At 54.4% G+C, this 23,932-nt stretch carries 31 protein-coding genes and 1 pseudogene; 7 read left to right on the top strand and 25 right to left on the bottom strand.

Annotated elements, in window-relative coordinates; all coding sequences use genetic code 11:
- Positions 1-54: 54 nt before the first annotated feature.
- Positions 55-621 carry an NADPH-dependent FMN reductase gene (locus tag IBT46_RS03840; RefSeq protein ID WP_200544156.1) on the bottom strand — a complete coding sequence of 189 codons (567 nt, stop codon included), beginning with the start codon at positions 619-621 and terminating at the stop codon, positions 55-57.
- A 255-nt stretch (positions 622-876) separates the two neighbouring features.
- Between IBT46_RS03840 and hemB the strand changes: the two genes are divergently transcribed.
- Complete coding sequence (hemB, locus tag IBT46_RS03835; RefSeq protein WP_200544154.1) at positions 877-1,854, top strand: porphobilinogen synthase; 978 nt, start codon at positions 877-879, stop codon at positions 1,852-1,854.
- A gap of 168 nt (positions 1,855-2,022) precedes the next feature.
- Here hemB and IBT46_RS03830 read toward each other — a convergent pair whose 3' ends face one another.
- Positions 2,023-2,325, bottom strand: a complete 303-nt coding sequence (locus tag IBT46_RS03830; protein WP_105595069.1) for an EthD family reductase — start codon at positions 2,323-2,325, stop codon at positions 2,023-2,025.
- Positions 2,326-2,682: 357 nt separating this feature from the next.
- Here IBT46_RS03830 and otsB point away from each other — a divergent pair, with 357 nt between their 5' ends.
- Entirely contained in the window at positions 2,683-3,486 is an 804-nt protein-coding gene (otsB, locus tag IBT46_RS03825) for a trehalose-phosphatase (protein ID WP_200544152.1), read from the top strand.
- A complete protein-coding gene (gene otsA, locus IBT46_RS03820; protein ID WP_200544150.1) occupies positions 3,483-4,913 on the top strand; it encodes an alpha,alpha-trehalose-phosphate synthase in 1,431 nt (476 codons plus the stop codon). Before otsB ends, otsA begins: the two co-directional genes overlap by 4 nt.
- 94 nt (positions 4,914-5,007) lie before the next feature.
- Here otsA and argS read toward each other — a convergent pair whose 3' ends face one another.
- Positions 5,008-6,738 carry an arginine--tRNA ligase gene (gene argS, locus IBT46_RS03815; RefSeq protein WP_200544148.1) on the bottom strand — a complete coding sequence of 577 codons (1,731 nt, stop codon included), beginning with the start codon at positions 6,736-6,738 and terminating at the stop codon, positions 5,008-5,010.
- A gap of 277 nt (positions 6,739-7,015) precedes the next feature.
- Between argS and IBT46_RS03810 the strand changes: the two genes are divergently transcribed.
- On the top strand, positions 7,016-7,579 hold the full coding sequence (locus IBT46_RS03810) for a VOC family protein (RefSeq protein WP_200544146.1): 564 nt from the start codon (positions 7,016-7,018) through the stop codon (positions 7,577-7,579).
- 104 nt (positions 7,580-7,683) lie between these two features.
- Here IBT46_RS03810 and IBT46_RS03805 read toward each other — a convergent pair whose 3' ends face one another.
- The 22 genes and pseudogenes from IBT46_RS03805 to IBT46_RS03710 all read right to left on the bottom strand — a co-directional run bounded on the left by IBT46_RS03805 (position 7,684) and on the right by IBT46_RS03710 (position 22,873).
- Complete coding sequence (locus IBT46_RS03805; protein ID WP_200544144.1) at positions 7,684-8,841, bottom strand: MalY/PatB family protein; 1,158 nt, start codon at positions 8,839-8,841, stop codon at positions 7,684-7,686.
- Positions 8,842-8,951: 110 nt separating this feature from the next.
- Positions 8,952-9,875 carry a site-specific integrase gene (locus tag IBT46_RS03800; RefSeq protein ID WP_234479926.1) on the bottom strand — a complete coding sequence of 308 codons (924 nt, stop codon included), beginning with the start codon at positions 9,873-9,875 and terminating at the stop codon, positions 8,952-8,954.
- Positions 9,872-10,192 (bottom strand): helix-turn-helix domain-containing protein, encoded by a 321-nt coding sequence (locus tag IBT46_RS27200; protein ID WP_234479925.1) that lies wholly within the window; start codon positions 10,190-10,192, stop codon positions 9,872-9,874. Before IBT46_RS27200 ends, IBT46_RS03800 begins: the two co-directional genes overlap by 4 nt.
- 42 nt (positions 10,193-10,234) lie before the next feature.
- Positions 10,235-12,304 (bottom strand): annotated as a pseudogene (locus IBT46_RS03795) (DNA cytosine methyltransferase).
- On the bottom strand, positions 12,301-13,662 hold the full coding sequence (locus tag IBT46_RS03790; RefSeq protein WP_370569382.1) for a site-specific DNA-methyltransferase: 1,362 nt from the start codon (positions 13,660-13,662) through the stop codon (positions 12,301-12,303). Before IBT46_RS03790 ends, IBT46_RS03795 begins: the two are co-directional and overlap by 4 nt.
- 261 nt (positions 13,663-13,923) lie before the next feature.
- Positions 13,924-14,169: a hypothetical protein gene (locus IBT46_RS03785; RefSeq protein ID WP_146114195.1), complete on the bottom strand. Its 246-nt coding sequence runs from the start codon at positions 14,167-14,169 to the stop codon at positions 13,924-13,926.
- 600 nt (positions 14,170-14,769) lie between these two features.
- Positions 14,770-14,961, bottom strand: coding sequence for a hypothetical protein (locus tag IBT46_RS03780; RefSeq protein WP_200544140.1), 192 nt, complete (start codon positions 14,959-14,961; stop codon positions 14,770-14,772).
- Positions 14,958-15,437, bottom strand: a complete 480-nt coding sequence (locus IBT46_RS03775) for a class I SAM-dependent methyltransferase (protein WP_200544138.1) — start codon at positions 15,435-15,437, stop codon at positions 14,958-14,960. Before IBT46_RS03775 ends, IBT46_RS03780 begins: the two co-directional genes overlap by 4 nt.
- On the bottom strand, positions 15,434-16,099 hold the full coding sequence (locus IBT46_RS03770; RefSeq protein ID WP_200544136.1) for a hypothetical protein: 666 nt from the start codon (positions 16,097-16,099) through the stop codon (positions 15,434-15,436). The genes IBT46_RS03775 and IBT46_RS03770 overlap by 4 nt, the downstream gene beginning before the upstream one ends.
- Positions 16,092-16,559, bottom strand: a complete 468-nt coding sequence (locus tag IBT46_RS03765) for a hypothetical protein (RefSeq protein ID WP_200544135.1) — start codon at positions 16,557-16,559, stop codon at positions 16,092-16,094. The genes IBT46_RS03770 and IBT46_RS03765 overlap by 8 nt, the downstream gene beginning before the upstream one ends.
- A 201-nt stretch (positions 16,560-16,760) precedes the next feature.
- Entirely contained in the window at positions 16,761-17,285 is a 525-nt protein-coding gene (locus IBT46_RS03760) for an HD family hydrolase (protein WP_200544133.1), read from the bottom strand.
- Entirely contained in the window at positions 17,282-17,473 is a 192-nt protein-coding gene (locus IBT46_RS03755; protein WP_200544130.1) for an ANR family transcriptional regulator, read from the bottom strand. The genes IBT46_RS03760 and IBT46_RS03755 overlap by 4 nt, the downstream gene beginning before the upstream one ends.
- Before the next feature lie 41 nt (positions 17,474-17,514).
- Positions 17,515-18,216 carry a hypothetical protein gene (locus IBT46_RS03750; RefSeq protein ID WP_200544128.1) on the bottom strand — a complete coding sequence of 234 codons (702 nt, stop codon included), beginning with the start codon at positions 18,214-18,216 and terminating at the stop codon, positions 17,515-17,517.
- A 14-nt stretch (positions 18,217-18,230) separates the two neighbouring features.
- Entirely contained in the window at positions 18,231-18,881 is a 651-nt protein-coding gene (locus tag IBT46_RS03745; protein WP_200544127.1) for an ATP-binding protein, read from the bottom strand.
- Position 18,882: 1 nt separating this feature from the next.
- Entirely contained in the window at positions 18,883-19,551 is a 669-nt protein-coding gene (gene exoX, locus IBT46_RS03740; protein ID WP_200544125.1) for an exodeoxyribonuclease X, read from the bottom strand.
- Positions 19,529-19,729 carry a hypothetical protein gene (locus tag IBT46_RS03735; RefSeq protein ID WP_200544123.1) on the bottom strand — a complete coding sequence of 67 codons (201 nt, stop codon included), beginning with the start codon at positions 19,727-19,729 and terminating at the stop codon, positions 19,529-19,531. Before IBT46_RS03735 ends, exoX begins: the two co-directional genes overlap by 23 nt.
- Complete coding sequence (locus tag IBT46_RS27545; RefSeq protein ID WP_255567164.1) at positions 19,720-19,854, bottom strand: hypothetical protein; 135 nt, start codon at positions 19,852-19,854, stop codon at positions 19,720-19,722. The genes IBT46_RS03735 and IBT46_RS27545 overlap by 10 nt, the downstream gene beginning before the upstream one ends.
- Positions 19,854-20,264, bottom strand: coding sequence for a hypothetical protein (locus IBT46_RS03730; protein WP_200544120.1), 411 nt, complete (start codon positions 20,262-20,264; stop codon positions 19,854-19,856). Before IBT46_RS03730 ends, IBT46_RS27545 begins: the two co-directional genes overlap by 1 nt.
- Before the next feature lie 148 nt (positions 20,265-20,412).
- Positions 20,413-20,616: a hypothetical protein gene (locus tag IBT46_RS03725; protein ID WP_200544118.1), complete on the bottom strand. Its 204-nt coding sequence runs from the start codon at positions 20,614-20,616 to the stop codon at positions 20,413-20,415.
- Between the two features lie 944 nt (positions 20,617-21,560).
- Entirely contained in the window at positions 21,561-21,659 is a 99-nt protein-coding gene (locus IBT46_RS03720; RefSeq protein WP_146114196.1) for a YoaK family small membrane protein, read from the bottom strand.
- 110 nt (positions 21,660-21,769) lie between these two features.
- Entirely contained in the window at positions 21,770-21,997 is a 228-nt protein-coding gene (locus IBT46_RS03715) for a DUF333 domain-containing protein (protein ID WP_200544116.1), read from the bottom strand.
- A gap of 234 nt (positions 21,998-22,231) precedes the next feature.
- Positions 22,232-22,873 (bottom strand): LexA family transcriptional regulator, encoded by a 642-nt coding sequence (locus IBT46_RS03710; protein ID WP_200544114.1) that lies wholly within the window; start codon positions 22,871-22,873, stop codon positions 22,232-22,234.
- Positions 22,874-22,979: 106 nt separating this feature from the next.
- On the opposite strand from IBT46_RS03710, the gene IBT46_RS03705 reads away from it, so the two are divergent.
- The 3 genes from IBT46_RS03705 to IBT46_RS03695 are packed head-to-tail and all read left to right on the top strand — an operon-like array spanning position 22,980 to position 23,721.
- On the top strand, positions 22,980-23,195 hold the full coding sequence (locus IBT46_RS03705; protein WP_105595046.1) for a helix-turn-helix domain-containing protein: 216 nt from the start codon (positions 22,980-22,982) through the stop codon (positions 23,193-23,195).
- A 27-nt stretch (positions 23,196-23,222) separates the two neighbouring features.
- Positions 23,223-23,546, top strand: coding sequence for a hypothetical protein (locus tag IBT46_RS03700; protein WP_105595045.1), 324 nt, complete (start codon positions 23,223-23,225; stop codon positions 23,544-23,546).
- Entirely contained in the window at positions 23,476-23,721 is a 246-nt protein-coding gene (locus IBT46_RS03695; RefSeq protein WP_370569381.1) for a DUF4222 domain-containing protein, read from the top strand. Before IBT46_RS03700 ends, IBT46_RS03695 begins: the two co-directional genes overlap by 71 nt.
- Positions 23,722-23,932: the final 211 nt, after the last annotated feature.

Raw genomic sequence — 23,932 nt, 5'->3', positions numbered from 1 at the left:
CCCGTGCGTTGAGCCAACGCCACGACGCTCCGCAGGGGCTGATGCCGGTGGGGGTTAACCCGCGCGGTAAGCCAGCGCTGCCAGCGCGTCCAGCTGCGCCGTCAGATGATGGCGGGTGCTCTCATCGCTGACCGTGCCTTTTTCCGCGTCGATGCGGCTGCCCGCCCGGCCGATCATGATTTCCGGTTTATTAATCACGTTGGCGTTGAGGAACACCAGACTCTGGCGAAGATGATACTGCGCGCGCGCGCCGCCGATAGCACCAGGAGAGACGGTCTGAATCGCCAGTGGCTTACCCGACAGCGGACTGTCCGGCAGGCGCGACAGCCAGTCGATGGCGTTTTTCAGCGCACCGGGAACCGAGTAGTTATATTCCGGCGTAACAACAATCACCCCGTCAGCGGCGGCAATCGCAGCACCCATTGCCAGCACGGCTTCAGGAAAACCTTCCGCCTGAATATCGGCATCATAATGGGGGAAGTCGGCCACTGAGCCAAGCGGACTGATTTCCACGCCAGAAGGCGCCAGTTCAGGCAGGCTGTTAGCAACAATGGCGTTCAGCGAAGCTTTACGCAGGCTGCCAAGCAGGGTAACGAATTTAAGCGGACGTACGTCAGACATGTTTGATTCCCTTTGATGTTCAGAATGAAAGTCAAAACGGCAGGAGCCGAAGCAGAATACCAGCCTCTGTGAAGGGAAGGGGGAAAAAATGTGAATTTTCTGTAGCTAACAAAGCACTCTGTGCCGTTAAGGCGCAGGTAATTTCCACAAATATTGTCATCTGCCGCCCGGAGGTATAGTGTTAGCGCACTATTCACTTTTATCATCACCGCCGCGTGATTTTGCCGGTGACTGAGTCGTTAAACCGAGGTTGTTTTGTCTACGAATTCTCTCATCCAGCGTCCAAGACGCTTACGCCAGTCCGCTTCTCTTCGCTCGCTGTTCCAGGAATCCAGCCTGAGTCTGAACGATCTGGCGCTGCCAATCTTCGTGGAAGAAGAGCTGGATGACTATAAGCCGATCGCTGCTATGCCGGGCGTGATGCGCATCCCTGAAAAGCGCCTGGCCTATGAGATCGAACGAATTGCTAAAGCCGGCGTGCGGTCGGTGATGACCTTTGGTATTTCACATCATACCGACGCCACCGGCAGCGATACCTGGAATGAGAATGGCCTGGTGGCGCGCATGTCGCGCATCTGCAAAGACACTGTGCCGGAGATGATTGTGATGTCCGATACCTGCTTCTGTGAATACACCAGCCACGGCCACTGCGGCGTGCTGCACGATCACGGTGTGGATAACGATGCAACGCTGATTAACCTCGGCAAGCAGGCGGTGGTTGCCGCCCAGGCCGGAGCCGACTTTATCGCACCGTCTGCGGCGATGGACGGCCAGGTTGCGGCGATCCGCGCTGCGCTGGATGCAGCCGGTTTCACCGACACGGCGATCATGTCTTACTCCACCAAGTTCGCGTCATCCTTCTATGGCCCATTCCGTGAAGCAGCCGGGACCTCGCTGAAGGGCGATCGTAAAACTTATCAGATGAACCCGATGAACCGTCGCGAAGCCATTCGCGAGTCGCTGATCGATGAAGCGGAAGGCGCCGACGCGCTGATGGTCAAACCGGCGGGCGCCTATCTGGATATTCTGCGCGACGTGCGCGAGCACAGCCGTCTGCCGCTGGCCGCCTATCAGGTGAGCGGTGAGTACGCGATGATTAAGTTTGCCGCGCAGGCTGGCGCTATCAGTGAAACCGACGTGGTGCTGGAAAGCCTCGGCGCCATTAAGCGTGCCGGTGCGGATCTTATTTTCAGCTACTTCGCGCTGGATCTGGCGGAAAGAAAACTGCTGTAACGGCTGTCATCACGGCCGTTGACGTATCAGGCGGGCCTCTCTGGTCCGCCTGTTTATTTTAGGGGCTGGAATGTGTCGCCTGACGTGTGATTAACTTTCTGCTTCTGCTTCTGCTTCTGCTTCTGCTTCTGCTTCTGCTTCTGCTTCTGCTCCTGCCCGCAAACGCGGTTAGCCCTTAACCACTACGTCTGAGATAAATTTAACCGACGTCACGTTGGTAAAATTCGCCACGTCGGCGGTAAATTCTTCCGCGTGCGGGGCCATCACCTGCTGGAACGCCTCGAGGCTTGCGCAGTAAATGTGGCAGGCGGCGATAAACGGCGCATCTTCACCTAAGGGTTTATCAATCTCATAAGAGAGGCAGGCGTCACCCATCCGTGTTTTGATCAGCGGCAGATGCACATCGCGGTAGTAGTCATGGTCGAAGTGGGCATCGCTACGGTTGGGGTAAAGCACGCTGAATTTAATCACCGGGAAATCCTCTGGTTTTGGTAATAAGTCATATCTGAAGAGGGCGAGTATACCCGTTGCGTACGGGGTCGGATTAGCGGGATGAGTCCTGCCAAACGCACTCAGGGCACTTATGTCGTGAACTCTCTGATTTTTCACTAAACCTGGCAGCTCCCCGATCCCTGACTATACTGAATGCTGACGTTATGCGCATTGAGGGGCGTCGGGTATGAGGGTAGTACTCCATCGCACAGAGTCTGATTTTGATCAGGGAGAGCAACATTGTAGTCAAGAATTCCCCCCATTCAGCCCTTTCTTATCCTGCCCGACAACCGCGATTTCACTGAGTGTTCCCCTTATTGCGCGGAGAGTTTGCCTATGTCTAATCAGGAGGAATGTGTGAGCAAAACAGAATTCGTTCCCCCGCTGGAACCGGCACGTTATGCGTTTTTTTTCGATGTCGACGGTACGCTGGCGGCGATTAAGTCACGCCCCGAGGAAGTCAGTATCCCGCCTGCCGTTCGCGACAACCTGGCGCGCCTTGCCGCTTACAGCGATGGGGCGCTGGCGTTGGTTTCCGGGCGGCCAATGCGTGAGCTTGATGAGCTGGTGGAGCCACTTTCACTGGCGCTGGCGGGTGTACACGGTGCCGAACGGCGCGACGGACAGGGAAACATTGACCGCATTGCCTTATCCCCTGAAACGGTGCGTTCGCTGACCGCCGAACTGGAACCGGCAATCGCCGCGCTGCCCGGTACCCAGTTGGAGAGTAAAGGCATGGCGTTTGCGCTGCACTACCGTCGCGCACCGCAGCATCAGCAGGCGATTCAACAGCTCGCGGATGGGCTGGTTGCCCGCTTTCCCGAACTGGTTCAGCAGCCGGGAAAATGCGTGATTGAGCTGAAACCGGACGGCGTCAGCAAAGGCGCGGCGATTAAATACTTTATGAAACAGCCCCCGTTCTCAGGGCGCATCCCGGTTTTTGTCGGGGATGATTTAACCGATGAGGCCGGATTTAAGGTTGTTAACGCAATGGAGGGCGTTTCCGTGAAGGTGGGTGCAGGCACCAGTGAAGCACGCGGCTATTTGCCGGATGTTAGTGCGGTCTGGCACTGGCTGGAACTCACAATATTAAAATTAGATCAGGGCGCGCAGGCGTCGGTAAGGAGTGAAACGTTATGAGTCGTTTAGTGGTCGTATCGAATCGTATTGCTGTTCCCGATGGCAGCAAGGTCAGCGCTGGTGGATTAACGGTGGGTATTGTTGATGCACTGAAAACCACCGGCGGCGTCTGGTACGGATGGAACGGTAATATTAACGAGATCGGAGAAGATGATGACGAGCTGTCGATGCTGGAGCAGGACGGTATCACCTACGCCTCCTTTGGTCTGAATCAAAATGATTACGATCTCTACTATCTGCAATTTTCCAACGCGGTGCTGTGGCCTGCCTTTCACTATCGTCTGGATCTGGTTAATTTTCAGCGTGAAGCCTGGGAAGGCTACAGCCGGGTGAATAAGCTGCTGGCACAGCGCCTGCTGCCGCTGCTGAAGCCGGATGACGTACTGTGGATTCACGACTATCATCTGCTGCCATTTGCCGCCGAACTCCGTGAACTGGGCGTGACTAACCGTATTGGCTTCTTCCTGCACATTCCCTTCCCGACACCGGAAATTTTCAACGCGCTGCCGCCCCATGCCGAACTGCTGGAGATGATGTGCGACTACGATCTGCTGGGCTTCCAGACTGAAAGCGACCGTATTGCGTTTCTGGAGTGTGTCTCTCTGCTGACATCGCTACAAACCGAGGGGAAACAGCATCGTGCCTTCGGCAATCGCTTTGCTACCGAGGTGTATCCTATCGGGATAGAGCCGGACAGTATTAAAGAGATGGCTGAAGGCCCGCTGCCGCCGAAGATGGTGGCGATGAAGAGGGATCTGGGCGATGCACAGAACATCATTGCCTGCGAACGCCTGGATTATTCCAAAGGGCTGCCGGAGCGTTTCCTCGCCTATGAAGCGCTGCTGGAAAACTTCCCGCAGCACCGTGGGAAAATCCGTTACTCGCAGATAGCACCCACTTCGCGCGGCGACGTGGAGGCCTATCAGGATATTCGCCACCAGCTGGAGACCGAGGCGGGGCGGATTAACGGTAAATATGGCACTCTCGGCTGGACGCCGCTTTACTATCTCAATCAGCATTTTGATCGCCGTTTACTAATGAAAATCTTCCGCCTGACCGATATCGGGCTGGTAACGCCACTGCGTGACGGCATGAATCTGGTGGCAAAAGAGTATGTTGCCGCACAGGACCCGGACGACCCCGGTGTACTGGTGCTGTCGCGTTTTGCCGGTGCGGCCAACGAGCTGACGTCGGCGCTGATCGTTAACCCGTACGATCGTGATGAAGTGGCAGCAGCGCTGGATCGCGCCTTAACGATGTCGCGCACCGAACGCATTTCGCGGTACAACGACATGATGGCGGTACTGCGGCAAAATGACATTGCCCACTGGCGTCAAAGCTATCTGCAGGATCTCCAGGCGTTGAAACCGCGCAGCAAGCAGGAGAACGAAGAAAAGAAGGTGGTGAGCTTCACCCGTCTTGCCTGATCGATAAGCCTTAAAAAACCCCAGCCGGATTCATACCCGGCTGGGGTTTTTACTGCAGGACGGCAGGTGTAACGAACCTGCCTTCGTGCACGAATTACATACGTTCTACGGTTTCAATACCCAGCGTATCCAGACCCTGCTTCAGCGTTTTCGCCGTCAGCAGCGCCAGGCGCAGACGACTCTGCTTAGTGGCTTCATCTTCCGCGCTGAGGATCGGGCAGTGTTCGTAGAAGCCTGAGAACAGACCGGCCAGATCGTACAGATAGGCGCACATCACATGTGGCGTACCATCGCGGGCAACCTGGGTAATGGTCTCTTCGAACTGTAGCAGGCGAACAGCCAGCGCGGCTTCGCGATCTTCAGCGATTCGCGTTGAGCCGCTGATGCCGTTTTCATCAATCCCAGCTTTGCGGAACACCGAGAGTACGCGGGTGTAGGCATACTGCATGTACGGCGCAGTATTACCCTCGAACGCCAGCATGTTGTCCCAGTCGAAGATGTAGTCGGTGGTGCGGCTTTTCGACAGATCCGCGTATTTTACCGCGCCGATACCGACGATGTTCGCCAGATTGTCCAACTCATCGGCCGGCATGTCCGGGTTCTTTTCCGCAACCAGTTTAGTGGCGCGATCCACGGCTTCATCCAGCAGATCGGAAAGCTTGATGGTGCCGCCCGCACGGGTTTTAAACGGCTTGCCGTCTTTGCCCAGCATCATGCCGAACATATGGTGTTCCAGCGGTACGGAATTCGGCACGTAGCCCGCTTTACGCACGATGGTCCAGGCCTGCATCAGGTGCTGATGCTGACGGGAGTCGATGTAGTACAGCACACGGTCGGCATGCAGGGTTTCATAACGGTATTTGGCGCAGGCGATGTCGGTGGTGGTGTACAGATAGCCGCCATCTTTTTTCTGGATGATCACGCCCATCGGTTCGCCTTCCTTGTTTTTATACTCATCAAGGAATACGACGGTGGCACCTTCACTCTCTACCGCCATGCCTTTGGCCTTCAGGTCGGCCACAATGCCCGGCAGCATGTCGTTGTACAGGCTTTCACCCATGACATCGTTACGCGTCAGGGTCACGTTCATGCGGTCATAAATCAGCTGGTTCTGCGACATGGTGATGTCGACCAGTTTTTTCCACATGGCCCGGCAGTACTCGTCGCCGCCCTGCAGTTTTACCACGTAGCCACGCGCGCGCTCGGCAAAGGCCGGGTCTTCGTCATAGGTACGTTTCGCTTCGCGGTAGAAGGCTTCAAGATCGGCCAGCGCGATGTCTTCATGATGTTCGTTCTGCTGTTTTTCCAGGAAGGCGATCAGCATGCCGAACTGCGTACCCCAGTCACCCACGTGGTTAGCGCGGATCACATTGTGGCCGAGGAACTCCAGCGTACGCACCGCGGCATCACCAATGATGGTGGAACGCACGTGGCCGACGTGCATCTCTTTCGCCACGTTTGGCGCGGAATAGTCGATAACGATGGTCTGCGGCTTAACGTCAGCCACACCCAGCTTTGGCGCAGCCAGCACGCTGTCCACCTGCTGTGCCAGCCAGGCGGGTTCGAGGAAAATATTGATAAAGCCGGGACCGGCAATTTCAACCTTACGGGCAATGCCGTTCAGGTCCAGCTGTTCCAGAACCTTTTCTGCCAGTTGTCGCGGCGGCATGCCCAGTGATTTCGCCACGGCCATCATGCCGTTTGCCTGATAATCACCAAACTGCACTTTGGCTGACTGACGCACCTGAGGCTCGCAGTCCGCTGGAGCACCCACTGCGATCATCGCCTGACTGACTTTTTCTGAGAGAAGGGCCTGAATATTCACCGAGTTACCTTAATTATGCTGATGATGCCCGCACGCAAAGGGTGCGCGCCGCGATCGTAACGCCGCCGGTGAGGAAAAAGCACCCGCCGCTTGCGTCGTTAAAAAAACAAGGGGGGAAGTATACTGCATTTAGCGCCTGTTTTTCCAGGAACCTTAACGCGATGACGGGGTGAGTTTTTGCTGTCTTTTCGGGTAACATACGCCGCAACGACAGAAAGCGCATTCCGCGCCAGATGCCTTTACGGCGTGGCCGGAGCCGTAACCAGGATTTTTTCAGATGACCGATATCACTACTCAGCCCGAACTGCAGGATTTAAGCGCGGATTTGGCGCGTTTCGTTAACGCTCTTAGCCATCTGGCTGATCGCCTTGGTCTGGATCTGACCGCACTGGAGGCCGATCACATTGCGGTCCGCTGCCATCAGAACACCACTGCCGAGCGTTGGAAGCAGGGACTTTTGCAGTGCGGCGCGCTGTTTTCCGAAAAAGAGATTGCCGGCAGACCGATTGCCCTGTTCGAACTGCATACGCCGCTGAGCGTAGGACCGTGGCAGATCGACGTTGTTGAACTGCCGTGGCCGGGGGCGAAACTGTATCGTCACGAAGGCTGGGAGCACGTTGAGATCGTGCTGCGCGGCGATGAGGCACAGCTGGGTTCACGTGCGCTGGCGCTGATGGCGGATGAAGGGCTCATCCAGCAGGGTATTTCAGTGAAAAGCAGCGCGCCGAAAGGGGAAGGTGAACGCCTGCCGAATCCGACGCTGGCAGTGACAGACGGCCAGGTAACCATCAAGTTCCATCCGTGGAGCCTGAAAGAGATCGTCGCCAGTGAAATCAGTTGAAACCGATCGGGTTAACCGGCCGGTCACATGATGCAATCAATCGCGGGCAGCATGACTTAACCTGAGGCGATGACGTTTCCGGTTCATCAGCCCGCCTCTCTGTTTTACCAGTCCGCCTGGCTGTGCGAAGACACCGCCAGCGTGATGCGGCGCAGTGCCTCGTCAAGCAGCAGTCGATGGCAGCCGAAATTGATGCGAACAAAACGATCGTCACCAAAATCACTTCCGGCTGAGAATCCCAGCCCGTGGCGTTCAAAGAACTGCTGCGGGTTGGCGACGCCCAGCCTTCCGGCATCGATCCAGCCGAGATAGCTACCTTCCGGCGATACCATACTTAGCGACGGCAGGGTGTTAATGTGATTGACCAGCGTATCGCGGTTACGCTTCAGATAAGCCAGCAGTTCGTCAAGCCACGGCTGTCCGTCGCGCCAGGCGGCGGTAGCAGCGACGTAGGCCAGCACGTCAACATCCGGCACCATGCCTTTACGCTCGCGGGAAAAACGCTCGCGCAATTCGCGATTGGGAATGATCGCCAACGACGCGCCCAGCCCGGCGATATTAAATGTTTTTGACGGCGACATGAGGGTGATGGATCGCTGTGCGGCATCTTCACTCAGGCTGGCAAAGGGAATGTGCTTCACGCCGGGTTCCAGCAGCAGATCGCAGTGGATTTCATCTGAACAAACGATCAGATCGTGGCGCTGTGCGAAACGCAACTGGGCTTCCAGCTCTTCGCGGCGATAAACCGTGCCGCCGGGGTTTTGTGGGTTGCAGAGCATCAGCAGTTTTTCGCTGCCGTCCAGCTGCGATTCCTGTCCGTCCAGATCCAGCACCCAGCGCTGTTCTTGCAACCGCAGAGGAACATTCAGCTGCGCGCGGTCGGCGAGTTTCGCCGCCTGGCGGAATGGGGGATAGATTGGCGTCGGGGCGAGGGTACTTTCCTGCGGTGAGGTAAAGGCCCGCACGCACAGATTAAGGCCGCAAACCACGCCGGGTAAAAATACCAGCCATTCAGGCTGGATCTGCCAGCCATAGCGTTGAGCCATACGCTCAACAACGACTTCGATCAGCGCTTCCGACGGAAAACCGTAACCGAACACGCCATGGGCAACACGCTGCTGAAGTGCTGCCGTAATGCAGTCTGCCGAACGAAAATCGGTATCGGCCACCCACAGCGGAAGGATATCCCGATCACCATATTTTCGCCATTTAAGACTATCGCTGTGACGGCGGTCTATCCGTTGGTCAAAATCGAATGCCATGCTAATGATTCCCGTTAAAATATAAATCAGTAATGCTTCACGCCAGACTAGAGATCTGATGAGCTGGAATTATTTCGTAATGCGTTAATGTTTTTTGTCCATTAAATTCATTAACTTACAAGTGACATTGCCTCATTAGAACTTCGTGAGATATCGTCCTGTGCCATAAATGTGACAGTGTTGCTGTATTTGCTTAAATGTTCGCCACTCAGGTGCGCGTACTTATTGACCATCTCAAGAGTCTCCCATCCACCCATTTCTTTTAGCACCATTAGTGGGGTACCGTTCTGGGCGTGCCAACTTGCCCAGGTATGCCTCAGATCATGGAATCTAAAATCAACGATACCGCTTAATGACAAGGATCTCTTAAAATCTGTACGGTTGAAATCGCCTTGCATCGTGCCATCCGAAGAAAACAAGAATTCCTTTTTACGAGATATCTTTCTGATCAATGCTACAGCCTCATCATTGAGGGGGAGAGGTCTCGCTCTTCCTGATTTAGCTCTATCTGCAGTTACAACAGCTACTCGCCTGCTCAGATCTACATTCTTCCATGTCAACGAAAGCATTTCTCTTAATCTGGCACCTGTAAGTAGAGCGAAAGAGCACAGTTGCTTCATCCATTCGTGTTCAAGATTATCGATAAGAGATCTGGCTTCGTTTTTGTATATCCACCTTACCCGGACCTTGGGCTCACGCAATGATCGAGAATAAGGAATTTTATCAATCCAGCCATTTCTATATGCTAGAGAGAATCCTCGCATTATCAGAGCCCGATAACGGTTTTTTGTAGCATTCGCCAGCCGTTTTCTGGAAAGCAAACCATGAGTTGGGAGGTTGTTAGTAATGTCTTCACTGGTAATCGATGATATTAACCTACCCTGAAAGCATCCCAACCAATAGCGTGCCTGTGTTTGTTTGTCACTAAAACAGGCCTGACCTTCAGCATCCTGTAATGCCAGAACTATCAGTTCTTCAAAACTTCGTTCAGGTCTTTTATCAAGATTTGCAACAGCCCATAATTCATGTTTCAACTTATCGTGAAGCTGTTGGGCTTTTGCTTTTTCCTCGGTGCCAGCAGAGCGTCTAACTCGCGTGCCATCTGGCGCTGAGATATCGATCCAGTACGTGTGACCCCTTTTGTAGATCGGCATTTTTTTCTCTCCTTACCGCCCACAACACCCAGCCGGAAAACATTGTTATCCGTACCAGGCGCTTCGGCAAACTTTTTCAAACTTTCGGAGTTGGCGCGCCAGTTATTACCAACGCGAAACATGTGATATTTGCGAGGATTGCGATAAATGGTGGTGGCCGAAACCTGCAGAGTAGCGGCCAGTTCTTTTACGGTCATAAGTATTTCCGCAGTGGGCATACTCACCTCTCGTGTAAATTTTTAAGCCACTTGCTGATCGCGTGTGGTGCAGAGTTCTGGCAGGTTGGCGCGTACAAGTGCTTCAGCGAACGGCGGCGGCACGGCGTTGCCACAGCGTGCTACCTGCTTGTCTTTCGCGTACTTGTTGCCACGATAGTCACGGTCGATGACGTACCACGCCGGGAAGCCCTGGGCGTTATACAGTTCCCGCGGCTGCAGCATTCGCATGCCGATATCGACGATCCGGTAAGTAACTCCCTCTACCCGAACAAACTCGCTCAGGCCGTGCTGATGCAGAAACTCGGCCGTCACTGCCGCGCGCGCTTCGTTGTAATGCTCGACCGCCAGGCTGGTGCGCACTTCACCAACGTGCTGGCCGCCTGCCGTGATGGTTGGCATCGGCCGGTTAATTAGCTGTCCGTCTTTGCAGGTGCCGCGCAGCTTCACCAGGTTGGACGTAACCAGCGCGTGGTGATTTCCGGTAGTAACCGTATGCACTGGCTGGTCAGCAGCGCCGCCCGGGTGGCCAGTGTTATTCACCAGCAGCTGCGCCGTTACCAGCGCGTGGTGATCTGTAGTGGTGACTGTGTGGGTCGGACCGTCCACCGGTGCGCCGGGTCCGGTATAGTTGCCGCCGAAATGTTTGGCCAGAAACGCGCTGGCGATAGCAAACGTATTGCCGCCGGCGGTGACCGTGCCGACAGGCTTCTGCATATCGAGGACACGTGGTGCCTGCCCCGGTCGTTCGCCTTAGCCCATCTGGATCATCGTCGGGCACACCAGTTGGCTTTTTCCGCCGCCACCGGCCGTAACCGTTCCGCTCGGTTGATCAACAGGGTGACCGATGCTGCTGCCGAACTGTCGGGCGATCACTGGTGCGATAACGCAGCTGCGCGACTCCTTCAGAATGGTGTGTATGGGCTTCTCGCAGGAACGCGGTTTGCCCTGGTATTCTGATCCGCCTGCACCTGCCAGGAACGGCGAAAGTTGAGCCTCCACCATTCCCAACGCGTGGCCGTTGCCGCCGGGGCGCGCTGAAGTACCGGCGGTGACCGTCGGCAGTGGCTCAGTAACTTCCTGCCCGGTGGCCCCGGTGCGGAATTTAGTGATGTGAGGCGTAACGACCGCAAAACCATGTGTCTTGGTTATCGTGTGCAGAGGCGACTCCAGCTCCTGTCCCCGGAAACAGTCGTATTTTGTACGGGTGCTAGTGTGGTTGCACTTCACGATGAACGGCGTCGGGTTGTCGATCACGAACCGCTGAATGCCGCGGGCGATGCGACGCAGTGTGTTTTCCGCCAGCGACTTCTTGCGACCGAAAATCGACGGGCAGGGAATGCTCCAGTCGATACACTCCGCCGCGGTGCGCCAGGGTGCCAGTTTGCCCGCCAGCACGGCGACAGACTTCGGATCGCCGTGGGTGGCTTCCGGCCATGCTACAGGCTGCCCGTCGCAGCGCATCACCATGAAGAAACGCTTGCGGATCGTCGGCGCGCCGTAATCACAGGCCCTAAGTTCGCGGTGTTCGACGATGTAGCCGAGTCCGGCGGTCAGCCGTAGCGCTTCCGGTCCGTGCCGGTCAATCTGCAGCGATTCGCAGACCTCATCCAGCGCCGGGTGGTCGGCTGCCACGCCAGTGCTGAGCATGCCAACGAACGCCGCGAAGGTTTCGCCGGTTCGTGCCGGGTCTGGACGTTCCTCACCAATAAGCAGCGGCCCCCATGTTTTAAATTCCTCCACGTTTTCCAGCATCATGACTCTGGGGCGGGTGGCCAGCGCCCAGCGCAGTACGATCCACGCCAGTCCACGAATCTCTTTTTTAACCGGCGTGCTGCCTTTGGCTTTGCTGAAGTGGCGGCAGTCCGGGCTAAACCACGCCAGGCCAACCGGTGCGCCGGCGGTCGCCACCACCGGGTCGATATCGAATACCGATTCGCAATAATGCAGCGTGTCCGGGTGGTTTGTCGTGTGCATAGCGATCGCATTCGGGTCGTGGTTGATGGCGATGTCCACGCTGCGGCCGGTGGCCATTTCAATACCGGTGCTGGCTCCGCCGCCGCCGGCAAAGTTGTCGACTATGATTTCTCTCATGCTGGAATGTTCCCGAATGTTTTGGTGAGGGCTTGTGCCGTTGCGATGATTACGCCTGCTGGCTCGCGCTCAAGCAGCAGGGTGTTGATGTGGTGTTTCACCTTGCGCTGGTGCTCCGACTCCAGATCGGCAAGATGCTCGATTTGGTCTGCCAGGCGGTTGACTTCGACCGGCCACACGTCATTCTCCGCTGCTGGCGCTGCTGGCGCTGCTGGCGCTGCTGGCGCTGCTGGCGCTGCTGGCGCAGACATTTGCTTGTAGGAATAACCGATGCGGGCGCTGGCGGTTACGATGTTGTCCGGATCTAACTCGATGCCGATGAAAGAAAATCCCTCTTCAATCGCCGCGCGGCCGGTACTGCCGCTGCCTGTAAATGGGTCGAGAACAATTCCGCCTGGTGGAGTGATAAGGCGGCAGAGGTATTTCATCAGCGCAATCGGCTTCACGGTCGGGTGCGGGTTCTTCGCACCGTTGTTGCGTCCGGCACCGGCGCGAGGATCGTTAAGGCCCGCGCTACCCTCTTTGCGGCCACCAGTCATTTCCGATGCGGAGAAAGCGATAAAGCGTTCCATGCCTTCGTCGCGCTCTGCTGGCGTCACCTTCGCGCAGTAGAAGAAGCGCGCGGCGCTACCGCTGTCACCATGATGATGTGTCGCGACACGCTTTCTCATACCGAGAATGTTTCCTGTCCCGGCGGCTGATGGCTCAGTACCTCTTACCGGTGATGCTGCGCCAGCGTTTGCCGGGAATATGGCGATTGCTTCATCGCTGCCGTCGTGGATCAGGTTTGCTGGCCAGCGCCCCTCAGGTGTCTGCTGGTAGTTGCTGGCGGGTTCAGTGCTGTCCCGCTGATGCGATAGTAGTGCGCCTTTACCGCCAGTCAGCTCGTCATCGGTGAAAATACGGCAGGCGGTGATGTTCAGCGCTCCGGTATGATACTGCTCCATGTTATTAGCCACCGTCGTCTTGAACGGCTTACGGGCCATAACGATTGGCTCATGGGCGGGCTTAAGGCCCGTTCCCCAGCCGTCAAACTCTCCATCGAGATTGTGAGATTTCGGGAAGCCGGTGCCGTATAACCACTCGATCATGTCACGGATTTCAAAGCCTGCGTCTTCGACTTTTACGACCAAGCGGTGATAGGTTCGGGAACCACCAGACGCCAACAGATGCCCGCCTGGCTTAAGCACGCGTAGACATTCTGCCCATTGCTCAACCGTCGGTACCTGATAATCCCATTTGTGCCCCATAAAGCTCAGGCCGTAGGGTGGATCGGTGACAATCGCATCCACTGAGTTATCCGGCATCGTCTTCAGAACGGCTTCGCAACGACCAACATGTAATTGATAGGAGTTCACTTTAGAAATAGCTCCGCAGTTAACGCCGCGATAAGCAGCAGGATCAGCACAGCCGCCGGGCGGATGCTGGCATAGAAAATATGGTGGCGCGCGAGGTGGCGCCGGATTGTGTTTTTCATGGGGAGAGGGCGTAAAAAAACCGCCGATTGGCGGTTATTGTCTCGATATCTTAAAGGGAGTGGCTATAAACTATTTAAGACAGAGAGTGGGAGAATATATTGGTTAATCGGTGTCTATTAAACAATTTAATTAACATGGTATTCATATGGTGGCATCGTTGTCCGGGATTCTGCGAACCAGCAACTTATTGCCATCAATGATCCGAGACCTGTATCTGTGCTCTCCTAGATACGTGAAATTATGAATATACGCCTGCGCTTTTTTTAAAGGTATACCAAGCAAGGCTTTTTCAAAAATAATATACTCATTAACTTTTAGAATTAAAACCCAGTAGCCCATTGTCCTATATGTGAATTTTTTCTTATCATTGATGTAATCGACTTTCACGATCACCTCCTAGCCATCAATTCATAAAAAAAACTGTACATTCATTGCTTTCTCAATAAAAGATTTAAAGCTTAGTATTATCAAAACCTCAAAGTGAATTTTGGTGCAATAGCGAAAAGAAAAATTAGGAAAAAGCTTAAAGTTTTTAGGTCGGTAGTTTTTGAATCTGGTCTGGTAGTAACCAGATGTCAGAAAGATAAACTTTTGCTGTGCAATTATTGCTCTTTGAAGGGTTTTAATGTGGTTGATAATTAGTCCGAAAAAATTTCATAAAAACTCATGAAGTTAAAGGATTATGATGTTTTTTTGCGAAACCCTGCAGTTGAGTCACGAAAGTTCAACTAAGAACATACAATGTTCGAAATTCCCAGCCTTTACTTTCGACGTCGGCATAAAATTCTTCAGCGCTGACCTCCGACCATTGTTCCCACTCAGGGCTCCCGTTGTTTTGTCGGATTTGGTAAATCACCCCTGATGGTTCATTAACCATGAGAGCTAACCTAGCTAATGCTACTCTTTCCTCCAGAGATAATTTGCAAATAGTATTTTCGTCGGCCATTTGCATTAGTCTCTCGCGAGTGAACATCTCAATTAGTTTCTTCACTGTTTGACCTCTTTACAGTGAGCGCCGTCTGGCACGGCGGGGAAATCGTCGCCCCAGCCACCATGGGAACGAACATCAGCCAGCACCTGCTCGCATACCTCCAGGGATGGCATCGGGGTGATGCTCCATGCGCTGCCGTCGCGTACCGGGGATTCGAGGATCAGGAATACGAAGGTGATAGTGCTCATGCGGCCAGCTCCTTCATGAAAGCAATCCAGTGGGTATTGGCTCGCTTGCCGGACGGATGACCGAATGCGGGCTTCTCCGGCGTCAGCGCCAGTATTTCCCGCGTAGCGATCTGCGTTTCGTTCCACTTGAAGATGAGCGTGCCACCCGGGCGCAGTACGCGGAATGCCTCACGGAAGCCAGCCGCGAGGTCATCTCGCCAAGTTGCTTTGTTCAGCACGCCGTATTTTGCGCGTAGCCAGCTGGTTTCCCCGGCATACTCCAGGTGCGGAGGATCGAAAACCACCAGGTTGAAGGACTCATGTTCGAACGGCAGAGCGCGGAAGTCGGCGATCATATCCGGATTGATGTCCAGCCCGCGACCGTCGCACAGGGTGTGCTGTTCCCGACGGATATCACAGAACATTACGCGCGGATCTGCGCGGTCGAACCAGAACATGCGGCTGCCGCAACACATATCGAGGATGCTTTTTGTCATGGCTGATGCTCCACGCGCTTAAACTCAACGACCCACACCCACGGGTTAGCCCACCAACTGTCATCGCCATAAATCGAATTCCAGAGAGTTGCCAATGAGCCTCTCGCGCTCAATTGAAATTGAGTCCACTCATTCGGCTGGTAGTGCTTCCAGTAGCCTCCTTGTAATGGCTGAACGCCTTCACGCTGGGCATCCTCTTCGCTAACACTATTCAACCGTTCCACCCGAACGCCGGTAATCTCCAGCGTTATACAGCTGGCCCAGCGCGGCATGTGGATTGCTGGTCGCCATGGAAATTGGCGGTCCTCGCGGCATTCATTGCCCCAAGATTCTGCGTAGACTGGATGCCAGTAGTTACCGCGCTGCTTCGGAATGCTTCGCGGGTATCGGCGTTCGTCGACGTTGCCGTTTTCATCGCAATAGTCATGAATAGCCTGCCACGTCTCACGCACCCACAGGCGATCACCAACCACCCCGAACGGGCACGGATACCAGTAGTCCTCACCAGTCTCGCCATTCTCCCGCCAAGGCCATAGCGAGCCGTCATCCATTTCGGCCACATCCATGCAATTAGCTTTCATAATCCGACGAGTCTGAGTCTTACGCCCGGATAAAATGGCGCGTACCATTTCTGCGTTGAAGATAATTCCGCGTTCACGCATCTGGCATCCCCCCGGCGCGTCTAATGGCAGCTTTATGGCGAAGTTCTTCAATGGCAAAATCGCGCAGGATGGCATCGGTGACTGGCGAGTCCAAAGATTTTTCCGCATCAAAGAGTAGCGCCTCGGCGGGATTCAACGAGTCCTGCGCCGCCGTATAACCAGAAAGGCTCAGTATGCTGATCAGCCGAAAAACAACTCCCTGATAGGTTTTCCCCTCTGCCGCCAGCGCCCGCATTTGCTCATTCAACCGCGCAACCTCTGCGGCGTGTTCACGACAGATCGCATTCAGCACACCACTCACCCTGGTAGCCGTGCTGTAGTCTTCAGAGCCAAAATATTTGGCACCACTATCCGAATCGACGACATCCCACGAATCAGCTCTTTCATCATCGTCTTCGCATGAATAGCCGCTTCCGTCTGGACCAGTGCGAACACCTTCTGTAATAAATACTCTTCCCATATCTCTCTCCCGCCGACCGCAGTCAGCCCAAAATTGCCATAGCCAGCAGCGTCATTGCGCAGCCGATAAGCATGCCAAAAAGGTAAATTCCCAGTGAATTCATCATTGTTGTGGCCTTAGATCCGCAACTGGTGGCCGCACGCAGGCGCACCGCACCGAATACGGCGACGTTGGCTGGCGGTCAGGAGGCGGAAAGGGTGGTTAAATGGTGTGTTTCAGCTCGTTGTAACGCTGAAGAAACTGGACACGCGCCTGTCGTGGCGTCAGCGGATAGATCATGAAATCGGCGCACTCGATGCCCTCAAGCAGCAGCCACGGCGTGCCGTCGTCCATATCGAAATCGCGGCGCTCGGTGGCCAGCATAATCAGGTCCGCACGCTTAACCTGCGCAGACATTGCAGCTGGCAGATTGAACTTGTCCCGGATGAACTGATCGACACGGTGCTCAATCACCTGATAGTCAGGTAGAAACGCTTTCAGTGGTGAACTTACATCACCGCAGTAAGCCTCTGCTGCGTCGTGCAGCAGCGCCTCTAATGCCATTTCTGGCGGCACAAGGCGACTGACGTACACCGAATGCTGCGCCACGCTGTAGAAGTCCTGCACGTGGCCGGTAAAGCGGCAAAGATTCGACAGCGCCCCGGCAATATCCTCGATGCTAATCGTTGCCGGGTCGGTTTCGGAAAAACTGAAGTGCTTGCCGGAAAGTGTGTTAATCCAGGTCATTGCTGCTGATCCTTAATTGCTGCGCGGCGGGCCATGCCAGCGCAGAACTCTGCGCGCAGCTGGTACCAGGTGATATTGTTGCCAGTTGCATGGCGTGAGGCTTGCAACCAGTGATGAGCGGCATCAGCGAAAAGGCCGTCGCGCTCTTTCTGCGCTGCTGATTGTGCTGAGCTATTTGGCAGTGGCATAGATACTCCAGAAAGCCCCGGGCGGGGCTGATTGGGTGGCGTCAAAAGGGAATGTCGTCGTCGAAGTCCTGCGCCGGCGGCTGATTCTGCCCAACATTTCGGGAGCCAGCGTTCTGCTGCAGGCGTGATTGCGTCTGGTTATTCTGCTGCCCACCCAGCATCGAGCGCTGCTGATTGGATGCCGGACCGCCTGCAGGGCCAGTTCCAGCTGGTTGGCGCTCGTCTTTGTCGCTGAGCGAGGCCACCAGTTTATCGACCGTCTCAGCAGGTAACCCTTCAATGCCTTCTTTGTACGTTTTGCGGGATTTGGCACTGTACGCCTGGCGGATCTCGAAGCGGTAGCCATCACCGCCGGAGTTCTTCGTGTAGAGCACTTTCTGAAGCACAAATCCGATCGGCTTGCCTTCCAGTTCCTTGGAGTGATACTCAATTTCACCCTGAGCGTTTACCACTTCGGTAGCATGGAGAGCCTTGACGCCAGTCAGGCCCATAATCGCCTGAATCATGGCATTGCCGCCCTGCAATGGATTGCCATCACGACCGACATAGGACACACGAAGGAAATTAATCGCACCAACGTCAGCATCCATTGAGAACTCCATGGACTCAGATTTGGAGTCGGGATCGCGTGAAGTGCTGAACAGTGCGGTACGGATTATTCCGGCATACGCCCCGGACTCTGACGCGCCGGACGGTCCGGCCTTTTTAGCGTCTTCCTGATTGAAGGTGAAAATTGGCTGCATAATGGTTTAACTCCTTAATTCAATTCGTAGTAGTCCCGGATCGCCGTGTCGACGGCGTTCAGGTCGTTGTCTATCTGGAAGCTTTCAAACAGCCCGATCGGCGATTTAACCGGGTCGGTGCCGTCTGACTGCGTGGTAAACTGGTAGCGCCCATCAGTGACCTGAGTGCGCAGGGCGATGGTGAACATGCCCTCAACGGTGATTTTCTCGTCCAGCATCTTGCCGATGGTTTTCATCTTGATGCGGCCGGCGGCGGTTTCTTCCGTGTGAGCCAGGAAGTAAACGATCAGGTCGTCTTCTGCCTGCTGGGCGGCCTTAACCACATCCCACGCACCGCCACCGATCTCCGTGAATTTCTCGAACGATTTCTCACTGCGACGCCGCATGAACGAATTGCCCATAACGTACTGAAAATCGTCGATAACCACGTACTTCTTACCCGCGCGGCGGGCAAAGTTGATAACCATAACGAGATCCGCAGCGAGGTCGGTGTGGAAAACGTTGCCTGTTTTCGCTGCAAAGTCGCGCGCCTTCCAGCCCTTCGACTTAAACGGCAGTCGCTTATTTTCCGGGTTAATGAGAAACCCATTTTCGGGGTTAAGGTTCATCATGCTGGCCGATTTTCCGGAGCCTGAATCCCCCAGGATAAGCACCGGGATACCCATATCAATCTCCCTGCAGGTAATGCTGCATCGTGAATTTCTGGTCCTCGTCGAGGTCCATATTTGCCAGGCACCATTTCAGATAGCCGCGGTCAGTCGCGCCAATTTTCTCGAACGTCGTGCCCTTGTGCTTACCGAAACGCATGGTGTGAAGCAGGGAAGGCAGTGAGGTTATTTCGCGCATCTGCGCGATGGTGAAGCGGGCGTGACGGTTAATTTCGATCAGCACCGCCGCCGTCACATAGCAGTCGTAAAGCGCGCGGTGAGCGTGCAGGCCCTCCGGCACGTTGGCATTGACGCCGAGGTGATAGCGCATGAACTGGTTGCCGTGGCTCTCCAGCTCCGGCCAGAGCTTGCGGGACAGCTTCATTGTGCAGATCCACGGCGCGGCGATCTGCGGCAGTTTGCTGCGGTCGAATTTAGCGTTGTGCGCCACATACACATCAGCACCTAGGTAACGGCCAATCACTGCCTCGATGGGCGGCGAATCCGCCACATCCTCGTTAGTGATGTGGTGAAGCGCCATTGATCCGATGCTGATTGGCTCCGGCGGCTTCACGTAGTCGCTCATCGGGTTGCAGATAACGCCATCGACAATATCGACACTCGCGATTTCACACACACCACCTTCGAGGCTGGTGGTCTCCGTATCAATTACACGCAAAATGGTCATCAGGTTGTTCCGTAAGGGCATCGGCAGCGGCTTCTCGCTGCGCCAGCTGGTGGGCGATTTGAATCAGGTCAGCCGGGCCGAACTGATTCTGTTGGCAGATCTGAAGGATTGCGTCGACAGTGGCCTCACGCATCCATTCGTTTATTGCCAGCGGCGTGGGGATCAGTGTTACATCCATCCGATAAACATCCCCGCAGCAATCAGCGCAGCGCCGATAACCGGCAATAACCAGCTGCGGCGCCGCGGGTGGAAGTCGGCACCGGTCAGGCGGTGCAGGAACTGAGATTTGTAGAGCTGGCTCATTAGCGATTACCTCGAATGCGCAATCCTGCAGCGCGTTTATGTGACGGCACCCGGATGCTTTGCTGGTAACGCAGGGCGCACTCCCTGTCAGCGCAGAAGTCATCCCGCTCGCTACGATCCCAGTGTTTAACGGTGCTCTTCACCACATCTTCAGGATGGCGGAACCGGCCGCAGTAGCGGCATCGCACTGATTCCAGGTGCTCTGTACCGGCATCCAGCACCGTGTACTCGAAATGCGAACCGGGAGTGCCGTCTGGCAGCGTGTAATCAACGAACGTTTGCTCTTCGCCCTTAAAGTTCGGGCGTATGCTGCAGCCGTTGAATGTGACCAGCTGAGCGCCGATGCGGATCGGCGTTCCCGGCGGCAACTCGGCCAGGCGCTGGGCGGTTAATTTGGGGATTGGGTGCATGCTTACCTCCGTTTTGAGGGCGAAAAAAAGCCCCCGGAGAAGGGGGCAAACGACTACACACAGCGATGATGGGGTTGTGGCGGCCGGTGCTCCTCGCAGTTCACATGCGCTGGTTTGGCTACCGTTCTCGCTGTAACTGGCGTAAGGGCTAAAAAACAACAAAAAGTAGGTAATAAACTGCGACGGCAATTACTGACGCCAACATGATGGCAGCAAAGACACGCACAACGATCCCCATGATTTGTGACCATGGCAGACGATGCTTATCAAATAAATTGATGCCTGCTGCTACCGCAAGCATCGTCACGAAAATTAGAAAAGCAGACTTAACTGCATAAATGGCCAAATCCACGCTCACTCCTTACTTCGTTGCCCCTGATTTTCTTTGATGCTGCGCAAGCTACGATATCAGCCTAAGTCCCGGTCAACCGGACCGGCTATGACTGCCTCGCTGGAGCTGGCGCAGCTCGAAGAAAACTTCGCCACACTCTCGCAGTGGCCAGCGCCGGTTTCCCGGTCATCATTTGAGGCTGCTTAGTGCGTTAAACCGGGCGCCAACCGTAAACTCAGTGACGCTTTCGCCTCCTCTCCCTCACTACGTCGCCGTGGGAGCCAGACCGTACACGCCGTCTTCGCGATGCCTTTAATGCTTCATTGGCTTATCTCCTGTTGTTAATGGGGCCGACATATGTCGCTGGCCCATGCACCGATCCGTCGCTCGCATTGCACCTCTTTGGCTCAGCCCAGGTCAGTTAGGGGTGGCCGCTATTTCAGTTTGCCAGGGATGCGATTGAGTACCCGGTGCGCGACTGCCAGATTGTTAAAGAGCGGGTCAGCGCTTGGCGGTGGGCTGCGTTGTGCTGATGAGAGAAAATTACAATAAAGTTTGTAATAGGTAAACAATAAATATTGTAATTTCATTGGTTTTTTACTCATTTATTTGTTTTTTAAAGTGATTTATTTTCTTGAATTGATCGTTTAAACAAAGCGCTCAGGCCTTTTGAGCGAAGTTTGAGTTTTGCCGGAATCGAGGTGTGGATAGTGAACAGCAATCATGGCTGAAGTGATTGGCAACATGGTTTTCGAACATAAATTAAACGACGAGAGTCAAAAGTATCTTGGTTGAAGGTTTATCAAATTAGTTGTGAACGGGAAGGGCACTTTAAGGGAGGCAATTCTGATTAGATAAGAGGGATTGACTGTCCACAAAAAGCCCGCGTTAAGCGGGCTCTTGTTGTTTTTTCAAAAAAAAGGGTGAAGAGCAAGAGGTAGATTTCTTTGACCTCTAACCGCGCATTAACCGCCAGGCATCCAAGCACCACTCGCGATAAACCAAACCAGAAGCACTACGCCTGCTATGCCGCAGGCAGCTGGGAACAGATAGCCGATCTTCATTTTTACCGCCTGAGTTTTTATTATGAGGGCATCCCTGCCTGTCTTCTCCAGCCCTAACCAGCCCTGATGCTGATCTGTGTTTAAAAATTGCAATACGTAACAGCGCCGTTTTATTTGTTATCGCGCCTGTAAAGAGTCCACTCTTCAATCCGTTCGCCGCCTGGGAGGGTGCAGTAGCCTACCTCTCCAGCGGGTTCCTTAACGATCTCCAGCTTGCCGCCGATTTTCTTGCAGTACACCGAGGCCGGGTTAGCCATGCCAATCATCTTCGGCTGCTCGTTGTGCGCTGCACACGAGGCGATAAGCACTGGTAGTGCTGTAATCAGTATTTTTTTCATTGTTATCCCTTTTAACTGAAGGCCTCTTCCGACCACTAACCCAGAGTCAGACCTAGCAATAAGTTAACGAAGCCAGCCAAAAGCAATGCCAGTCCCGGTATCAGGAAGTTTTTGTCGCGCTTCTTGCGAGCCAGGTAGAACATGGCGAACGCTACGCAAAACATAGGTACTGCTATCTTTGTGTAAACTGACATGCACTTCCTTAACTAAACGTTTCTTCCGTATGCAGGGGGATTATACCAGCCGAAGCTTAGTTTCAATCGCCACACCGATAATCCGGCAGTTACCGTTGATCGGCACCATTGGCCACTGAGGGTTAAGCCCTTTCAGGTACTTTTGGCTACCGTCGATCACCAGCTTTTTGAACGTGGCTTCGTTATCGTCGATCAGCTTTGCAACTACCAGGCTGCCATTCACCGCCTCACGCCCAGTATCGAAAAGCACGAACGTACCTTCCGGGATACTCAAGCCCATCGGTGCGGTCATCGAATCGCCGTCAACTTCCAACCAAAATGACTCACCCTGTACATGTGCGTCTGACTCTAACCAGAGATCGATATCCTTTACCGTATAGGCCTCAATGGCCTCTCCCCAGGCACCTGCCTGGACCTTGCTCAGGACAGGATATTTTCGGCCAGGAGAGTATGGGCGAAAACCAGAAAAATTATCGCCCGTCACAACGTCTTTACCATCAAGGAGCCATTCGATCTCGCAGCCGAGAGCTTTCGCCAGCTCAGGGAGGTAGCGGGGACGTTTAGTTTTACCACTCTCCAACTGAACAATCGCTTGTTGAGTTGTGCCGGCTCTTTCTGCCAGTTCTGTTTGCGTTAATCCAAGCTCATTTCTTTTCGCAAGGACACGCGCCGCGATCGTCATTAAGTCACCTCTCAATCCAATCAAGAGATATTTACAAGAAAAGCTGTAATTGACAAACAAACTATATTGTAATTAATATACAAGAAAGTTTGTCAAAGGAGGCTTTATGCAAACTATCTCGGACCGCCTCAAACAAAAACGGGCGGAGCTCAACCTGACGCAGGCTGAATTAGCCAGTAAGGCTGGAGTTAAACAGCAGTCCATCCAACAGATCGAAGCTGGTTTGACGAAGCGCCCGCGGTTTTTGATTGAGATTGCCCATGCACTGCAGTGTGACCCAGCCTGGCTCCAACATGGAGTCAAGCAAGGTAATGCTGCCTAAACACTATTTTGAAAACGGAAATTATCAATGGAATCAGTAGCAACAACCAGCAATTCAGTAAATATCACCTGCAAAGCAGAAGCGCTGGAGAGTTATTTTCACAGGGAAGCTATCGCTCGCGGTAACAAACCTCTGGCGCTGGATATGGGTATTCATCCTTCGGGACTAAGCCGCAAAAAGGTCGGGCTGGTTGGCCTGGCCTGCAAGCTGATTTTGCAGCTGGGACTGCCTGCTGGCTGCATCGCGGCGCCAGGGTGTGAGCAGAACGTGGTGCTGACCGGTGAAGAGGCGCGGAAGTTGCTTTCGCTGCTGGAGCACATACGGCAACCGGCAGGGGGAACTGGTGGATGACGAGCGTTTCGTTGATACCGATCAGCAATACCACGATCGACGCGGCGTTGTCGTGCGGGTTACCCGGTATGACCGGCAGGAGCGAAGAATCATTTTTATGCGGCCAGATTACCCGCATCCATGCTGCGTGCCGAAATGGTATTTCGAGAAGTATTTCAGGAAGTTTGAAGGGTAAAGCGAAGGCTGAACAGTTGCACCTGAACAGCCGGGTACTGCATTGCTTTGGTCAAGCGAGGTCAATTATGCGACAGAAACGCCGGAAGATGCAACCAAAAAACACTGTACATAAAGACATGTCCTGGGAGCAGTTAGCCCGGGAGTTTACCCCTGACGCGGCGCACAAGTTGCGCCAGCTACTCGAGCAGAATAAGCGTGCGAGGGAAGGG

The sequence above is a fragment of the Erwinia sp. S38 genome (assembly GCF_016624545.1).
Taxonomy (GTDB): domain Bacteria; phylum Pseudomonadota; class Gammaproteobacteria; order Enterobacterales; family Enterobacteriaceae; genus Erwinia; species Erwinia coffeiphila.
The sequence above is the reverse complement of the archived record's forward strand: the minus strand, read 5'-3'. Positions and strand labels throughout refer to the sequence as shown.

Coding starts and splice junctions, on each gene's coding strand:
- IBT46_RS03840 (WP_200544156.1), bottom strand. CDS start 621: ATGTCTGACGTACGTCCGCTTAAATTCGTTACCCTGCTTGGCAGCCTG.
- otsB (WP_200544152.1), top strand. CDS start 2,683: ATGTCTAATCAGGAGGAATGTGTGAGCAAAACAGAATTCGTTCCCCCG.
- otsA (WP_200544150.1), top strand. CDS start 3,483: ATGAGTCGTTTAGTGGTCGTATCGAATCGTATTGCTGTTCCCGATGGC.
- IBT46_RS03810 (WP_200544146.1), top strand. CDS start 7,016: ATGACCGATATCACTACTCAGCCCGAACTGCAGGATTTAAGCGCGGAT.
- IBT46_RS03805 (WP_200544144.1), bottom strand. CDS start 8,841: ATGGCATTCGATTTTGACCAACGGATAGACCGCCGTCACAGCGATAGT.
- IBT46_RS27200 (WP_234479925.1), bottom strand. CDS start 10,192: ATGACCGTAAAAGAACTGGCCGCTACTCTGCAGGTTTCGGCCACCACC.
- IBT46_RS03780 (WP_200544140.1), bottom strand. CDS start 14,961: ATGAGCACTATCACCTTCGTATTCCTGATCCTCGAATCCCCGGTACGC.
- IBT46_RS03775 (WP_200544138.1), bottom strand. CDS start 15,437: ATGACAAAAAGCATCCTCGATATGTGTTGCGGCAGCCGCATGTTCTGG.
- IBT46_RS03770 (WP_200544136.1), bottom strand. CDS start 16,099: ATGCGTGAACGCGGAATTATCTTCAACGCAGAAATGGTACGCGCCATT.
- IBT46_RS03765 (WP_200544135.1), bottom strand. CDS start 16,559: ATGGGAAGAGTATTTATTACAGAAGGTGTTCGCACTGGTCCAGACGGA.
- IBT46_RS03760 (WP_200544133.1), bottom strand. CDS start 17,285: ATGACCTGGATTAACACACTTTCCGGCAAGCACTTCAGTTTTTCCGAA.
- IBT46_RS03755 (WP_200544130.1), bottom strand. CDS start 17,473: ATGCCACTGCCAAATAGCTCAGCACAATCAGCAGCGCAGAAAGAGCGC.
- IBT46_RS03750 (WP_200544128.1), bottom strand. CDS start 18,216: ATGCAGCCAATTTTCACCTTCAATCAGGAAGACGCTAAAAAGGCCGGA.
- IBT46_RS03745 (WP_200544127.1), bottom strand. CDS start 18,881: ATGGGTATCCCGGTGCTTATCCTGGGGGATTCAGGCTCCGGAAAATCG.
- exoX (WP_200544125.1), bottom strand. CDS start 19,551: ATGACCATTTTGCGTGTAATTGATACGGAGACCACCAGCCTCGAAGGT.
- IBT46_RS03735 (WP_200544123.1), bottom strand. CDS start 19,729: ATGGATGTAACACTGATCCCCACGCCGCTGGCAATAAACGAATGGATG.
- IBT46_RS27545 (WP_255567164.1), bottom strand. CDS start 19,854: ATGAGCCAGCTCTACAAATCTCAGTTCCTGCACCGCCTGACCGGTGCC.
- IBT46_RS03730 (WP_200544120.1), bottom strand. CDS start 20,264: ATGCACCCAATCCCCAAATTAACCGCCCAGCGCCTGGCCGAGTTGCCG.
- IBT46_RS03720 (WP_146114196.1), bottom strand. CDS start 21,659: ATGAAGATCGGCTATCTGTTCCCAGCTGCCTGCGGCATAGCAGGCGTA.
- IBT46_RS03715 (WP_200544116.1), bottom strand. CDS start 21,997: ATGAAAAAAATACTGATTACAGCACTACCAGTGCTTATCGCCTCGTGT.
- IBT46_RS03710 (WP_200544114.1), bottom strand. CDS start 22,873: ATGACGATCGCGGCGCGTGTCCTTGCGAAAAGAAATGAGCTTGGATTA.
- IBT46_RS03705 (WP_105595046.1), top strand. CDS start 22,980: ATGCAAACTATCTCGGACCGCCTCAAACAAAAACGGGCGGAGCTCAAC.
- IBT46_RS03700 (WP_105595045.1), top strand. CDS start 23,223: ATGGAATCAGTAGCAACAACCAGCAATTCAGTAAATATCACCTGCAAA.